Origin of the sequence: Shimia sp. R9_1 (assembly GCF_017743775.1) — a bacterium.
Taxonomy (GTDB): domain Bacteria; phylum Pseudomonadota; class Alphaproteobacteria; order Rhodobacterales; family Rhodobacteraceae; genus Shimia.
Window position 1 is genome coordinate 839,028 of sequence record NZ_JAGHRN010000001.1, and the last position, 15,122, is coordinate 854,149.

General features: G+C 58.1%; 15 protein-coding genes. 1 reads left to right on the forward strand and 14 read right to left on the reverse strand.

Annotated elements, in window-relative coordinates; all coding sequences use genetic code 11:
- Positions 1-5: 5 nt before the first annotated feature.
- The 13 genes from J7399_RS04015 to J7399_RS04075 form a co-directional block, all read right to left on the reverse strand.
- The gene (locus J7399_RS04015; protein ID WP_209084244.1) at positions 6-605 is read right to left on the reverse strand and encodes an MOSC domain-containing protein; all 600 of its coding nucleotides are present in this window, start codon (positions 603-605) and stop codon (positions 6-8) included.
- A gap of 203 nt (positions 606-808) precedes the next feature.
- Positions 809-2,728: an ATP-dependent zinc metalloprotease FtsH gene (gene ftsH, locus J7399_RS04020; protein ID WP_209084245.1), complete on the reverse strand. Its 1,920-nt coding sequence runs from the start codon at positions 2,726-2,728 to the stop codon at positions 809-811.
- Positions 2,729-2,852: 124 nt separating this feature from the next.
- Positions 2,853-4,040: a tRNA lysidine(34) synthetase TilS gene (gene tilS / locus J7399_RS04025; protein WP_247742713.1), complete on the reverse strand. Its 1,188-nt coding sequence runs from the start codon at positions 4,038-4,040 to the stop codon at positions 2,853-2,855.
- A 17-nt stretch (positions 4,041-4,057) separates the two neighbouring features.
- On the reverse strand, positions 4,058-4,897 hold the full coding sequence (locus tag J7399_RS04030) for a tetratricopeptide repeat protein (protein WP_209084246.1): 840 nt from the start codon (positions 4,895-4,897) through the stop codon (positions 4,058-4,060).
- A gap of 6 nt (positions 4,898-4,903) precedes the next feature.
- On the reverse strand, positions 4,904-5,413 hold the full coding sequence (gene pal / locus J7399_RS04035) for a peptidoglycan-associated lipoprotein Pal (protein WP_209084248.1): 510 nt from the start codon (positions 5,411-5,413) through the stop codon (positions 4,904-4,906).
- Positions 5,414-5,526: 113 nt separating this feature from the next.
- The gene (gene tolB, locus J7399_RS04040; protein ID WP_209084249.1) at positions 5,527-6,852 is read right to left on the reverse strand and encodes a Tol-Pal system beta propeller repeat protein TolB; all 1,326 of its coding nucleotides are present in this window, start codon (positions 6,850-6,852) and stop codon (positions 5,527-5,529) included.
- Positions 6,849-7,952 (reverse strand): energy transducer TonB, encoded by a 1,104-nt coding sequence (locus tag J7399_RS04045; protein ID WP_209084251.1) that lies wholly within the window; start codon positions 7,950-7,952, stop codon positions 6,849-6,851. Before J7399_RS04045 ends, tolB begins: the two co-directional genes overlap by 4 nt.
- A 9-nt stretch (positions 7,953-7,961) precedes the next feature.
- Positions 7,962-8,462: a protein TolR gene (gene tolR / locus J7399_RS04050; protein ID WP_209084253.1), complete on the reverse strand. Its 501-nt coding sequence runs from the start codon at positions 8,460-8,462 to the stop codon at positions 7,962-7,964.
- A 3-nt stretch (positions 8,463-8,465) separates the two neighbouring features.
- Positions 8,466-9,143, reverse strand: coding sequence for a protein TolQ (gene tolQ / locus J7399_RS04055; RefSeq protein WP_209061944.1), 678 nt, complete (start codon positions 9,141-9,143; stop codon positions 8,466-8,468).
- A gap of 112 nt (positions 9,144-9,255) precedes the next feature.
- Entirely contained in the window at positions 9,256-9,642 is a 387-nt protein-coding gene (ybgC, locus tag J7399_RS04060) for a tol-pal system-associated acyl-CoA thioesterase (protein WP_209061946.1), read from the reverse strand.
- 74 nt (positions 9,643-9,716) lie between these two features.
- Positions 9,717-10,343, reverse strand: coding sequence for a hypothetical protein (locus J7399_RS04065; RefSeq protein WP_209084255.1), 627 nt, complete (start codon positions 10,341-10,343; stop codon positions 9,717-9,719).
- Positions 10,344-10,505: 162 nt separating this feature from the next.
- Positions 10,506-11,435, reverse strand: coding sequence for a carbohydrate kinase (locus J7399_RS04070; RefSeq protein WP_209084257.1), 930 nt, complete (start codon positions 11,433-11,435; stop codon positions 10,506-10,508).
- 9 nt (positions 11,436-11,444) lie between these two features.
- Positions 11,445-12,131 (reverse strand): D-lyxose/D-mannose family sugar isomerase, encoded by a 687-nt coding sequence (locus J7399_RS04075; RefSeq protein ID WP_209084259.1) that lies wholly within the window; start codon positions 12,129-12,131, stop codon positions 11,445-11,447.
- A gap of 347 nt (positions 12,132-12,478) precedes the next feature.
- Between J7399_RS04075 and J7399_RS04080 the strand changes: the two genes are divergently transcribed.
- Positions 12,479-13,834: a hypothetical protein gene (locus tag J7399_RS04080; protein ID WP_209084261.1), complete on the forward strand. Its 1,356-nt coding sequence runs from the start codon at positions 12,479-12,481 to the stop codon at positions 13,832-13,834.
- Positions 13,835-13,872: 38 nt separating this feature from the next.
- Here J7399_RS04080 and J7399_RS04085 read toward each other — a convergent pair whose 3' ends face one another.
- Positions 13,873-15,120 (reverse strand): glycerate kinase, encoded by a 1,248-nt coding sequence (locus J7399_RS04085; RefSeq protein ID WP_348539441.1) that lies wholly within the window; start codon positions 15,118-15,120, stop codon positions 13,873-13,875.
- Positions 15,121-15,122 lie beyond the last annotated feature (2 nt).

The window sequence follows — 15,122 nt, forward strand, 5'->3', positions numbered from 1 at the left end:
GGCGTTCAACCCGCCCGCGCGGCGTCCAAATGCGCCCAAACAGGCTGATCAGGCACGAACAGTCGCAGTTTGTCGCCCACCGCAAAATGCCCTTCCCGCTCGACCCAGGCAGTCACGCCCCGACGCCCGTCAGCCGCCGCCTTGAATTTCGGGCCATGCCCCGGATGGTGACCTTCGATCACGCGCCCCGGCAACACGCAGGGGCGATTCTCCATATCAATCGTAATGGTCGCGCCATCCGGCCCCTGAAGCCGCGCATTAGGAGGCACATTGGTGAAATCCGGAATGCCTTTGACCACGATAGAGGCGCCGAGCCACGCCGGGTCCACTGTCTCCAGCCCCATTTCTTGCGCAATCAGATCCAGCTCTTCGTGTGACAGCACTGACAATTGGCGTACATTGGCGATCTCTGTACCTTTCTCATAAAGCGCCTTCACTCGCACACAGGATTTCCGCGTCACGCCTGAGTGTGCCTCACCGACCGCGCCACCAATCGACAATGTAAGTGTTTCCGCAGCAGTCGCACGCAGATCTTTTCCAGCGGGTGCAACGCGCCCCAACCAGGTGATCTCTGCTTCAAAAGAGGTGAGTTTGAGCGCGGGCATTGGGTCGTCTCCTGAGTATCTGCCCGGCGACCCTAACAACAGGCAGGCAACACAACAAACGACGAGCCTTGATGGCAAACATCAATTTGGGTGACGCATCTCTTCTATGGCCTGCCCCTAACTGCGCAGACAACAGAGCGCGCAAACAAATAACCCCGGAGCGCTTCATCGCTCTGGGGTCTTGTGTTGTAAGTAAAGTCAGATCAGGCCGACGGCTCCGGCTCCATCCCACCATCACCGCTTGGTTTGCTGCGCGGTTTGGTTTTCGGGATCGCGGTGACGCTTGGCGCGTTGCCCTCATCTGCGTCATTGCTGTCATCATCGCCCGATTGTGGCGGCTCGCCGTCCATCACGCGTTTGATTTCATCACCGGTCAGGGTTTCATATTCCAGAAGCCCCTGCGCCAAACGCTCCCATTCATCGTTGAAATCGGTGAGCAGCTGGTGCGCTTTGTCGTAGCCTTCCTGGATCAGGCGTTTCACCTCTTCCTCGATCAGCTCTTTTGTATGCGCGGAGACAGAGAAGCCGCCAGTGTTGCCCTGATAGCCTTCATGCGCTTCGGCATAGTCGATGTTCCCGACCTTCTCCGACATCCCCCAGCGCATGACCATCGCGCGCGCCAATTGGCTTGCCTGCTGAATGTCGCCTGCAGGGCCGTTGGACACATGGTCTTCGCCGTATTTGATGATTTCAGCCGCCTTGCCCGCCATGGTCATAGCAAGCTTCTGCTCACATTCAGCCTTGTGCCAGTTCAGACGATCCATCTCCGGCAGGCTCACCACCATACCCAGCGCGCCACCGCGCGGAATGATGGTTGCTTTATAGACCGGATCACATTCTGGCAGCTTGAGGCCAACCAGCGCATGGCCGGCTTCATGGTAAGCTGTTTTCTCTTTCTGGTCCTGCGTCAGCACCATAGAGCGGCGCTCCGCGCCCATCATCACCTTGTCTTTGGCGGATTCAAAATCCTCCATGGTGACAAAGCGACGGCCAACACGCGCCGCCATCAGCGCAGCTTCGTTGACGAGGTTGGCGAGATCCGCACCAGAGAAGCCCGGCGTACCGCGTGCAATGATGCGCAGATCAACGTCAGGGCCAAGAGGCGTCTTACGTGCGTGCACGCCAAGAATTTTCTCACGGCCTTTGATGTCCGGGTTGCCCACGGTCACGTTGCGGTCAAAGCGGCCCGGACGCAGAAGCGCAGGATCAAGCACGTCACGACGGTTGGTTGCCGCCAGAATGATCACGCCTTCATTGGCTTCAAAGCCGTCCATTTCAACAAGCAGCTGGTTGAGGGTCTGTTCACGCTCGTCGTTGCCGCCGCCGTAGCCCGCGCCACGATGGCGACCGACCGCATCGATCTCGTCGATGAACACGATACAAGGCGCGTTTTTCTTCGCCTGTTCAAACATGTCGCGCACACGCGATGCGCCTACACCCACAAACATCTCAACGAAGTCAGATCCGGAGATGGTGAAGAAAGGCACGCCCGCTTCGCCTGCAATGGCACGCGCGAGCAGTGTTTTACCGGTGCCGGGAGGGCCAACAAGCAGCGCCCCTTTTGGAATTTTGCCGCCAAGTCGGGAGAATTTCTGAGGATTGCGCAGGAACTCAACGATCTCTTCGAGCTCTTCTTTCGCTTCATCAATGCCGGCCACATCGTCAAAGGTCACGCGGCCCTGCTTTTCAGTCAGCATCTTAGCTTTGGATTTGCCAAAGCCCATTGCGCCACCTTTGCCGCCGCCCTGCATGCGGTTCATGAAGTAGACCCAGACACCGATCAAAAGCAGGAAAGGTAGGAGGCTGATCAGGAAGGCTTGGAACCCGGAGGTTTCCTGACTTTCAGCGCGCACCGGAATACCCTGCTCGATCAGCAGGCCTGTGACTTCGGCATCCGCAGGCATCACAGCCACATAGTTGGAGCCATCTTTCGTGGCATAGCGCACTCTCTCGCCATCAAGCGTCACGCTGGCCACCTGGTCACTTTGCACAGACGCAACAAAGTCAGAATAGCTGATTTCCCGGCTTTGCAGAGTGCTGCTGTCACCGCTGAACAGATTGAACAAGGCAAGGATCAGCAGAAAAAGCACGACCCAGAAAGCTACATTTCGCGCATTGCCCAAGGCAAGTCTCCCTTTAAGTACGCCCGTTCCCTATCACGGGCGCGTATACAGTTAAATAGAGATCGCTGCCTCGTTATCAATGCGATATTTGGCAAACACACTCGCAAGTCGCGCCATTTTGTAACTAAAGCGCCAAAACCTGCGCATCCCATCCGTTAGAAAGGCCTGCAATGGGGGCCGCGATCAGTTTTGAGCCGTGCCAGATTGCTGGTGAGGACAGAAGACTTTGGCGCGGACGCCCGGTGGCGCGCCAATCTGGAACGTCTGCCAGCCCCGCCTCGCCAAGCGCCGCAATTTCAAGGCCAGCCTCATTACCTTCTTCGAGAGCGGTCAAGCGCCAGCGTCCGTCCCAAAGGCTGTCTGTCGCGGTGCGCAAGCCTTTTACAGCTTGCCATTCACGGGTGATACGCAACCGTCCAGCTTTCGGCATCACCAAACATCCGTGCAAAGGCTTGGGGACTTCAATGTTCCAAACACCCGAAAGCGTCTTGAAACGCGGCCGATAGGGATTTCCGGACACCGCCCCCAAAGCATCGGCGAGCAATCGAGATTTCAGAGCGTCGGGCAGGCCCAATAGCCCAGCGTGATCAAAAATAACGTCACCAGCATCCCGTGAAACCAAATCCTTCGCGGCACGCTCTGCTGCCCAAGCCGCCAGCGCCCGCTGTTCTCTCATATGATCAGCGGTTTGGGTCAGGCGCTCCACGCTTAGGCCCAACGGCTCCAATGTCTCCATCATTTGGCGCGCTTTGACGCGATCAAACGTTGGATCTTCGTTGCTGGGATCATCCGCCCAAGGCACATTCGCCTGCCTCAGATGATCACGAAGTGCCCGACGGCGCACGTTCAGGAGCGGGCGCAACCACGTCAATTCTCCGTCATGACGTGTCAACACCATGGCAGAAAGCCCATCCACGCCCGATCCGCGCGCAAGCCGCATCAGAAATGTTTCGGCCTGATCATCGGCAGTGTGCCCCAAGGCAATGCAGGTCAACCCGCACTCTTCGGCCCACCTGCGCAAAGCTGTGCGTCGCCCCTCTCGGGCCGCTTGCTGCAAATTCCCCTGCTGATCCCATCGCCAGTTCAAAACGCTGTGCTGCAGCCCATGGCACGCCGCGTATTGCGCCACCAAAGCGATTTCATCCCGCGCCTCAGGCCGAAGCCCATGATCGACGCTCGCGACAAAAACTTCTGCTTTGCCCCATGCGCGCAGCAAATCCAGAAGCGCCATGGAGTCTCCGCCACCGCTGACGGCGACGCCAATTTTGTCGGGGAAGTCGTGACCGAAAGCCGTATCAAGTGCCTTCGACAAGGCATCAGCTAGCGCGATCAGGGGCACTGCAGGTTGGCCATCTCGGCCTGCGCCTCAGAGACAAACACACCACCCGGGAAGCGCACACCAACTTCGTTTAGCGTCACACAGGCCTCGTTGACCTGACCAAGCGCGCCAAGGGATTTTCCGAGGCGAAACAGCGCTTCTGGGGCGGTCCCCGCCACAGGCGCACCTGAATAGGCTTCCAAGAACGCACGCGCAGCGCCGGTTTTGTCTTCTGTGCCTTCAAGCGCCTGTCCGCGCCGCAAATGCGCTTCAGATTCCAGCGGGCTCCCCGGATAGGTCTGTACAAATGACGCGAACTGATCTGCCGCAGACGCATACTCTGCGTTGTCCAAAGCAGTCATCGCGCGATTGAAATCCGTTTCCTCACCCACTGCCAGCTCGGTCGGCTCACCGTCACCCGATCCATCATCTTCACCTTCGGTGACATCGGGCACAGCCTCGATATCACCACCCAGCGTGGTGGTTTCTCCAAGCTGGCTCAGGTCTCCACCTTCAAGCTCCACGAGGCGAAACTCCAGATCCCCAATGCGGTTGGTGCCATCTTCCACGATGCGCGCTACGCGATATTGCAGCTCTTCGGTTTTGTTGGTCAGCACCTGAAGCTGCTGCTCAATCACATCGACTCGTTCCAACGTAGAGGCCCCCGCCACTACAGTGCCCGGCGCACCGGTTGTCGAAAGCTCTCGTTTGAGCTGTTGAATTTCGACGTAGAGCACCGAAAGTTGTTGGCGCACATCCGCCAGCGTTTCCTCGCGCGTCTGCGCGCTGCCCATCACTGGGGCCAATACAAGCGCAAGTGCGCTTAGTCCTGCAAATACCTGCGCTCGCATCGTGACTTATCCCGAAACATTTGCCGTTAACACGGTCACCGCGCGACGGTTCTGCGCGTAGCAGCTTTCCTGCGAGCAAACCTCGATCGGGCGCTCTTTGCCGTAGCTCACAGTACGCACGCGATTGGAGGCAACACCTTGGGACACCAGCAGCTCTTTCACAGCACTTGCACGCCGCGCACCAAGCGCGAGGTTGTATTCACGGGTGCCCTGTTCATCGGCATGGCCTTCTACAACTGCCACATAATCCGTGTTCTCAAGCAGCCAGTTTGCCTGCGAAAGAACCGTCAGACGCCCCTGCTCACTTAGCGTGGACTGGTCGACAGCAAAGAGCACACGATCTCCGACAGCTTCCTGGAAATAGGCGATGGAGGTTGGGTCGGCGCTGCTTCCCGCTACGCCGCCAGCGCCATCCGCGCCAAAGCCACCAGATCCGCCGCCAAACCGATCGGCATCCGTACAAGCGCCAAGCGCCACCGCGGTCACCAAAAACGCCGCTTTTGTCCAAGTTTTCATGAAATCGCCTCGCCTTTTATCCCGAAAGTTCTTTCGTCTCTTGCCTGTTGTGCCATTCGTGTATCACAAGCCTGCGTTTTAGAAAACGCCGCCGTGGTTTGCTCGCTCAAGCGTTATTGGAGTGGCGACCAGCTTGGATCAGAACCGCCGCCCGTTACGCTTACCGGTTTCAGGTTCCGTCCGGACACATCCACCGAATAGAGCGCCGACACACCCCCGGAGCCCTTGGTTTCGCGTGTAAACATAATCACACGCCCATTGGGCGACCAGGTTGGCCCCTCATCCAAGAAAGAAGCCGTCAGCAGACGCTCTTCGCTGCCATCGGTGCGCATGACGCCAATATGGAAACGTCCCTTGTTCTGCTTGGTGAACGCAATCAGGTCACCGCGCGGGCTCCAGACAGGTGTGCCATAACGCCCCTTGCCAAAGCTGATGCGCGTCGCCTCGCCACCATTGGCGTTCATGATGTAGAGCTGCTGTGTGCCGGAACGGTCGCTCTCAAACACAATCTTACTGCCATCGGGACTGTAACTCGGTGCGGTTTCAATCGACGGTGTCGACGTCAAACGCTGGCGCTGCCCGCTTGCGATGTTCATTTTGTAGAGGTCAGTGTTGCCGCCTTCGGTCACAGACATAACAACACTTGAGCCATCTGGCGAAAAACGCGGCGCGAAGCTCATGGTGCCGCTCTCATTGGACAGCACCCGGCGCTGCACAGAGCCAACATCCAGAACATACACTTGTGGGAAGCCCGTTTCGTAGCTCGTGTAGAGCACGCGGTCTCCTTTCGGAGAGAACCGCGGTGCCAACACAATCGCGCGACTGTCGGTCAAAAACTGCAGATTGGCGCCGTCATAGTCCATCACCGCCAGTCGTTTTTTGCGGTCACTCTTGGGGCCTGTCTCGCTTACAAACACCACGCGGCTGTCAAAGTACCCGCCTTCACCGGTGATGCGCGCATAGACTTCATCCGCCACTTTGTGGGCCATGCGCCGCCAACCATCGAGGGTGCCTTTGAACCGCAGGCCGCTGCCCAGCTCGGTCCCCGCAAACACATCATACACCCGAAAGCGCACTTCAAGCTGATTGCCGCTCACAGAGACGCCCCCGGAGATCAAGGCCTGAGCGTTGATGGCTTTCCAGTCGGCGTATTGCACCGGACTGTCAAAGTTGGTGATGCTCGAAATATGCGCGCTGGCTGGGATTTGCCGGAAAAGGCCCGTGCCATTCAGATCGGCGGCGATCACCTGACTGATATCGCGTGACACCTGATTGGAGCCTTGCGTTTCCGCAACAAAATCTGGCACCGCGTAAGGCAGAGGCTCGATCACCCCGTCCGTGATTTCGATGCGCAGAGGGGTGCTTTGGGCTTCCGCCTTATGCGCCCAAGGGGTCAGGGCCATCACCCCGATCATCACTGTGGCAAAAAGTCTGCTCATCGGCGCCTCATATTATCTGGGTTAAATGTAATCTCAACATCTCGCCAATGGTCATATTTTTCCACTGGCAAGTCATATCCGTCTTTCTGACAGCGCAAAACCGCGCGTCTTGCGGCCTGAAAAGCCGTGCGTGTGGCAGCGTCATCGCCGCCCTCTGCGCTCAGCAACTTAATGTCGCCCTGCACTTTGCCGTTGCGGTCCAAGGAAAGACCGACAACCACCGTCACATCTGCAGCGCGCGAGCCTACATCCACGACCCAGCATTGCTGCACGGCAACTCGCAGACCATCTCGTTCCCCTTGGCTCAAGGGCGGACCGGAAGGCGCAGCGGTGGTCTCTGCTGCCTCAGACGCGCTGGCTTCTGCCAATGCCGCGGCAATGGCGTCATCGGTTGCCTCAGCTGCCGGAGCTTCGGCCGCTGGTGTTGGCTGCGCCGTTGGGCGCACACGTGGACGTAACGATCGGCTTGGCGCTGCGCTGGCGAGTTCTTCTTGTTTGGGTTCCGTCGCTATTTCAGTGCTGGCGGCTTCTGGCGCTGTCTCTTCTTGCACCTCGTCCTGCACCTCAGCACTTTCGTCCGGCTGTGTCGCTTCCTGCAATGTATCCGCAATGGCTGTTTCAGGCTCCGGCGGGGCCACAGGTTCCGGCGCCACCCGTTCTGCCTGCGGGGCGGCCGGACGGACAGGTGCATCGGGGATGATCACCGCGCTGTCACTCTCCGGCGTCGGCAACTCAGGCGCCTCTTGCGCAACATCGTCCGGCTCAATTGGCGCTGGTGGCGTGACCTCTGTCAGCTCAGGAGTCACATCCGGCTCTGTGGGCAGCGCCTCAGGCGGCGTCACCTGCTCAGGTGTGTCATCCGCTTGCGATGTCAACTCCGGTGTCGGCTCCAACTCTTCAGGTGGCGTGGGCAACGCGACTTCTGTCGCCGTATCCGGTGACTCCTGAGAGCGCACCAAAGCGTCAAACTCTGCAGAGGAAATCACAGACACATCCGTCACCTCCATCGGAGGTGGATCAGGGTTCAGCACCCCGCCAAACAACACCCAGCCAATCAGACCGGTGTGGGCGATGCCGGAGATATAGTGGCCGATATGCACGCCTGCGTCCTAGTTGTCCGTACCAGCGGCCGCTGCAGGCTCCGCGCCGCTGAGCGTCGGCCCACCAACATCGGTCACAAGGCCGACATCACTGAAACCACCCGCATTGAGCGCGCCCATCACCTGCACCACAGCCTCGTAAGGAATAGCGCCATCTGCGCGCAGATAAACCCGTTCAGAACTGCGTTCAGCAGCAACCGCCCGAAGTTTGGGCACCAGTTCTTCCGCCGCCACTGGCGTGGTCATGATGGTGATGCCAAGATCCTTGTCGATGGTCACGGTCAAAGGCTCTTCCTGTTCGCCGGGAAGCGGATTGGCTGCTGTCTTTGGCAATTCCACCGGCACGCCCACGGTCAGTAGTGGGGCCGCCACCATAAAGATGATCAGCAACACCAACATGACATCCACAAAAGGCGTCACGTTGATTTCGCTCATCGGCTGGCTGCTGCGGCGATTGCGGCGGCGGCGTTTGCCGCCTCCTCCGCCTGATTTCATCACACCCGCGCCCATCTTTTATGCGTCCAGCTGGCGGCTGAGGATGGTGGCAAACTCATCAGCAAAGGCTTCATAGCCTGATACGATCCGATCGCTGTCCGCGCTGAGCTTGTTGTAAAAGATCACGGCCGGGATCGCCGCCAACAAACCAAGCCCCGTGGCCAACAGCGCCTCTGCAATACCCGGTGCCACCACAGCGAGATTGGTGTTCTGTTGAGCCGCGATCTCAATAAAGGCGTTCATGATGCCCCAGACCGTCCCAAACAGCCCGACGAAAGGCGCAGTGGAGCCAACCGTGGCAAGGATGGGCAAGCCATGCTGCAGCTCATCAGCTTCCTTGGCAATCGCCACATCCATCGACCGATCAATCCGGCTGGTGGCATTCGCGATCAAACCGCCATCCTGCCGGTGGCTGCGCTGCCATTCCACCATGCCTGAGGCAAACACGCGCTCAGACCGCCCACTTGGCTCAGGTCCGAGTTCTTCAAAGAGCTGATCCAGCGGCTCGCCTGACCAGAACGCACGATCAAACCGCGCCGCCTCGCGGCGGGCTTTGCGATACATGATGTGCTTTTGGATGATCACCGACCAAGACCAGAACGACGCTACAATAAGCATCACCATGACCAGCTTTACGGTGAGGGTTGCGCGCGCGAAAAGCGCCCACATCGAAAAATCGACTGCTGCGTGTTCCATTTTGCCTGCTCTTTTCTGAGGCCCTCTTTTGGAGCCTTGTTTGAGAGCAAACCTAGCGGGTTTCCACTGGGAAATCTAATGAATTGGCATCAATCGCGAAAATTTGCGCGCTCTAATGGATCATTTGGCGAATATTTGCCGGCAAACGCACCGGTTGCCCTGCCTCATTCATGCAAACCACGGTCACCACAGCCTGAAACAGAAGCTCTTCGCCCCGTTTCACCCGCTGATCCATCGTCAGCCGCACGCCGGTCACGCTCCGCACTTCGGTCTCAACGGTCAGCTCGTCATCCAAAACAGCAGATCCCAGATAATCCGCCTCGACCCTGCGCACGACAAAGACGATGCCTTCGTCTTTCATCTCTTTTTGATCAAGCCCAATCTCACGCACCCACTCGCTGCGGCCGCGCTCGATGAATTTCAAGTAGTTGGCATAATAGACAATCCCCGCCATGTCGGTGTCTTCGTAGTAGATGCGGACTGGCAGGGTGTAGATCATTGAACTTGCTCCAAATTCGGCTGCCCTATGGGTAGGCCGCAGACGTGTTCAATGCAAGCGGAACAAAGCGGTGTTTATTCCAATCGCAAACGGGCAAAGAGACGCAGGGCATGGCTTGGATCTTCGGCTGCGGCCGGCATCATCCGGTCATAGGCTGCGGCAATCACCGCCGCCACCTCAGGGCGCAGCACTGTGGCTCCGCTCTCTGGCACGACCGCCAGCGGTGACGTCTCGGCAAAGGCCGCCGGCCCCCAGGTCACGATGGTTTGCACCGCTTCCCCAAGCGCAAGCGCCTCTGCGGGCAGCTTCGCCATCTCGCCGCTCATGCGCAAAAACACAAAGGCCGCCTGAATAGCCCCATCGTTGTCAAAGCGAAATGCACGGTACTGGGTCGCATCTGCCGCCTGCAAACGCGAAACCAAAGCTGGCAAATCGGGGATAAGACGATCCAGATCCGGCACCGCCAACAACTCTTCCCACTCGCGGAAGAAGAACATCATCAGGTTGCTGCCAAGTTCCGGATCCGTCTCCGCCATCTGATGGCCAACCAGCGTGGCCACCGCCTCAAGAGCGCCTTTGACTGTGCGCAGGGTTGCGTCTTCTACACCGAACACCACAGGGGCAATCGGGCGTCCCCAGCGAGCAAAACCATAGCTGCCATCGGCACGAGTAAAGAGCGTTTCAACATCCTGCGGTGTCATTTCCAGCCTCCTGAAACCATCACCGCTTCATGCCGCGCAACCTCGCGGAAGACAAGAGCTCACCACGCCTTCTATCTCGCGCCGTGTACTCAGAAGATACCAACGCCGCCTCCTGCGGTCTTGCCGTCCACATGGCGTGTTGGCTCTGAAGCTAGACGAGCACTAACTTAGCTCTTCTGCCCAAGGCGGATTGGCCCCAGCACGGGCCACCGTCACGGCCGCGACTTTAGCGCCGAATGCCATCGCCGCCTGAGCTTCGGCAGCCGTGACTGCCCGCACCCGGTCTTTGCCTAAGACACCCATTTCCGAGAGCTTCGCGAGTACACCGCTGTTGAATGTGTCGCCCGCGCCCACGGTGTCCACCACGTTGGCTTTTTCCGCCGCCACAGACAGCACTTCCCCAGAAGCCAAATACCCGCGCGCGCCATCGCCGCCACAAGTGACAATCACGAAGGCTGGCCCTTGCGTCAGAAGCTGCGCGGCGCGCGCATCCATATTGGCAAGCTCTGGCATCAGCCACGCCAGATCTTCATCAGAGACTTTAACCACATCCGCTTTGGCAAACATCTTGGCCAAACGAGCGCGATAGGTTGCCTCATCACGGATGAACCCCGGGCGGATATTGGGATCAATCATCACCGCACGGCTTTGGCCCTCACGCTCCAAAACATCTGCATATGTATCAGCACAAGGCTCAACCGCGAGGCTGATGCCCCCAAAGAAGAGCGCCCGCACATTGTCCGAAACCGGCGCAACATCCTCAGATGCGATCATCCTGCCTGCCGTATTTTCATCATAAAAATCATAGGTGGCATGGCCGTCTTCGAGGTGCACAAAGGCCATCGTTGTCGGGCGATCCAAGCGCGCAACAGCGCCTGTTGCAACTTTGCTTTGTTCAAGCCGCGCGATCAATTGCGCACCAAATCTATCCTCTGAGATACCGCTCAAAAGCCCGACATCGGCGCCAAGTCGACCAAGCCCGACCGCTGTGTTAAACACCGCGCCTCCGACATGTGGCACAAAACCTTCCGCTCCGCCCACCGTCGCTTCCGGGATCATATCAATCAGAGCTTCTCCGCAACACAGGATCATGGTGTTTCCTTATCCAAGCCACTTTGCATAGTCGCTCACAAGCAGATGCGTCGGATTCACATCTTCCTCGATATCAGCAAACCGCCCAATCGGCTCACGAAAGATATTGTCGGTCTCATCGTCGTTTACCGTCGAGACCTCTCCAATCAGAACATCGCCGCCTTCGCCCCAGAAGGCATGCCAATCGCCGGGCATCAGCGTGAGGCTTTCTCCGGGCGCGAACTTAATCTTCTCTCCCGGTGCAAACTCGCGCGCGATACCGTCACACATGATCATGCCCCCGCGATCTTCGGCAAAGTTCCCGTCATCATCAGAGCCATAAAGCTCCACCACCATGGTCGCCCCACCACGATTGATAATGTCCTCGGCCTTAATCACATGCGTGTGCATCGGGGACAGCTGATCCTGACGTGAAATCAGGAGCTTCTCCGCGTAGCACATGCCACCACCTCGCTGAAGATCAGCCAACCGGCCATTGCGTAGCGTGAAGAGAAACAAGCCCATTTCATCAAAATTGCCAGCGCCGTAGTCGGTGATGTCCCACCCGCAGCGCGCATCAACCAGCGCTTTGGCAGCCTGCTTGCGCGCTGCGAACTCTTCTGGCGTCCAATAGGCAAATGGTGGCAGCTTGAAACCATAAGAACGGATCATCTCGTCCGCAGCGGCCATGATCTCATTGATGGTTGAGCGTTTCATCGCAATCTCCCTCGCAAACTGGCCTCTCACATATGGGATGCCCCAAGCAAGCCGACCATTAGCGCTAACATTTTCCAATATGCTATGGCAAAAGGCCGCCCTTGGGGCAACTGAAATCACGCACTCGCATGCTTCAGTCCACTCCAAACCCGTCCGAAACTTGTTTCGCAACATGCACGTTCAAAAACACACTTGCCGAAACCAATTTCGCCGCACATGTTACCGATAACGGCCCTTCGCCGACCAGCCTGTGCGACCCACTGGACTTTCCCGAAAGGTCACGCTGGCATTTCTCATATTGCAAAACCAACCCAAGCCTCCTGAGGCATCTCAAAGGACATAAACGCATGACCAAAATCGTACTCGTGGGGGCGGGCAGCCTGCAATTTGGCACAGGAATGCTGGGCGATATTTTCCAAAGCACTCATTTAGAGCAAGCCGAGATTGTCCTGCATGACATCAATCTGGACGCCGCCCAGCGCACGCTAAAAGTTGCTGAGGACTATGTCGCCGCCAACAATCTCCAGCATGCGCTCACCGCAACCACAGATCTTCCTGCTGCGCTCAAAGGCGCACGCTTCGTCGTTATCTCTATCGAAGTTGGCGACCGTTTTGCCCTTTGGGACATGGACTGGAAAATCCCGCAACAATACGGCATTCAACAGGTCTACGGCGAAAACGGCGGCCCCGGCGGTCTGTTTCACAGCCTGCGCATCATCCCGCCAATTCTCGACATCTGCCAGCAGGTTATGGACATCTGTCCTGACGCCACGGTGTTCAACTATTCCAACCCCATGAGCCGGATCTGCACGACAGTGCACCGAAAATTCCCAGAGCTCACCTTTGTGGGCATGTGCCACGAAATCGCGTCTCTGGAGCGTCACCTCGCGCCGCTATTGGGCGTTGAACGCGCTGACATTGCCTATCGAGCAGGTGGACTAAACCACTTCTCGGTGATGACGGATTGCACCTATGTCAAAGATGGCTCGGACGCCTATGAGGATGTCCGCGCCAAGGCTGAAGACTACTTCGGTGAAATGCCAGGCTACTCAGAGATTCTGCAAGCTTCGCGCAAAACCGGCACGTCGATTGAAACAGAGGGTTGGATGGACATCGACCTGAGCATGATCGACACTGTTCGCCCATGGTCTGACCGCTGGTTGTTTGCCGAAATCCTTGAGAAATTCGGCGCGCTGCCAATCACCTATGACAGCCACTTTGGCGAATACATCCAGTGGGCACATGACTGCTCTGACCATCAGGGCATTTTGGATTTCTACACCTACTACCGCAACTTCCTCGGCAAAACAGACCCGGTGATCGAACCTGTTCTGAAAGAGCGCGTGGTCCCCATCATGGAAGCCCTGCTAGGCGCGCCAGCCTACGAAGAGGCCGCCGTCAACATCCCAAACAAGGGCTTCATCACCAACTTGCCAAAGTGGATCTGCGTTGAAGTTCCGGCGATGATCGACACCAACGGGCTGCACGGCATTTCGATCGATATCCCAGCCGGTGTGCGCGGCCTTCTGTCCAACCAGATTGGCATCCACGACATGACCGCCGAAGCCATCCTGCAAGGCAGTCGGGATCTCGTGGTGCAGGCTCTGCTCGTTGATCCGGTAGTGACCAAATCCAAAGGCATGGGAGCCTTGGTGGATCATATGATTGCTGAACAAAGCCCTTGGCTGGACTACCTCAAGTAAACAGAAAGCGCCGAAGACCTCTCTGCGGCGCATTTACATTACGGGGTGATCAAAATCGCCCTGAAATCATTCACGTTGGTCAATGTCGGGCCCGGCGCAACCTGTGTATCCAGCTTGGCAAAGAACCCATGCGCATCATTGATCGCCAAGGCCTCTGCCACATCAACACCACGCGCCTCTGCCTCTGTCAAAGTGCTCGGCGAAATGACCGCCCCGGCCACCTCCGCCGCACCGTCGACACCATCCGTGTCACAGGCCAGCGCATGAATCCCTGCCGCGCCGTCCAAAGCTGAGGCAAGTGCCAGCGCATATTCCGCGTTTGGCCCGCCTACACCGTCACCACGACGCGTCACCGTAAGCTCCCCACCAGACAAAAGAAGCACAGGCTCCGTGGCTGTTGCGGCGCGCGCTTTTGCCAGAGCTGCATGCTCTGCGGCAACCTCACGCGCTTCGCCTTCCAAGGCGTCGCCCAAAATCTCTACCGCACATCCGGCATCCTCTGCCAGCGCCTTGGCCGCCAAAAGCGACTGCATCGGCGAGGCAAAGAGCACATTCTCCGTGGTCGAAAGACGCGCATCATCCAACGCCACAACGCCACCATGCGCCCGTGCCGCCGCTTCAACATGCGCGGGCAAGCTCAAGCCAAATGGCGCAACCGCTGCCAACGCGGCATCCAAATCCGAGAGTTCTCCAACCGTCGGGCCAGAACCAATCATACCAGGCGCGTCACCCGGTACATCTGAGATCAGGAAAGACACCACCTTGGCGGGATAGGCCGCCGCAGCCAACTGACCGCCTTTGGCTTGGCACAAATGTTTGCGCAGCGCGTTCATCGCTGAAATTGGCGCACCCGACGCCAGCAAATCAGCGTTCACCTGCTGCAATTCGTCCAAGGTCACACCCGGAACAGGCGCTGTTAAGAGCGAGGACGCACCTCCCGAAATCAAACAGATCACCGTGTCCTCGGCGCCAAGTCCACGCATCAGCTCCAGCATTTCAAGCGTCGCCGCTTCACCGGCGGCGTCCGGCACCGGATGGGCGGCCGAGGAGATCCGAATGCCCGCACAAGGGCGCTCATATCCGTAGCGCGTGATCACCAGCCCTTCACAGGGACCCCAAGCCGCTTCCAAAGCCTCCGCCATCCGCGCGCTCGCCTTGCCAGCGCCTACAACAATCAACCGACCTGACGGTTTGGAGGGCAATGCGTCCGGCAGCGCCGCCATAGGATCGGCAACAGCCACAGCCTTGGCAAAAAGCGCTCTCAGGAAGTCATTCGGGTCATCAATCA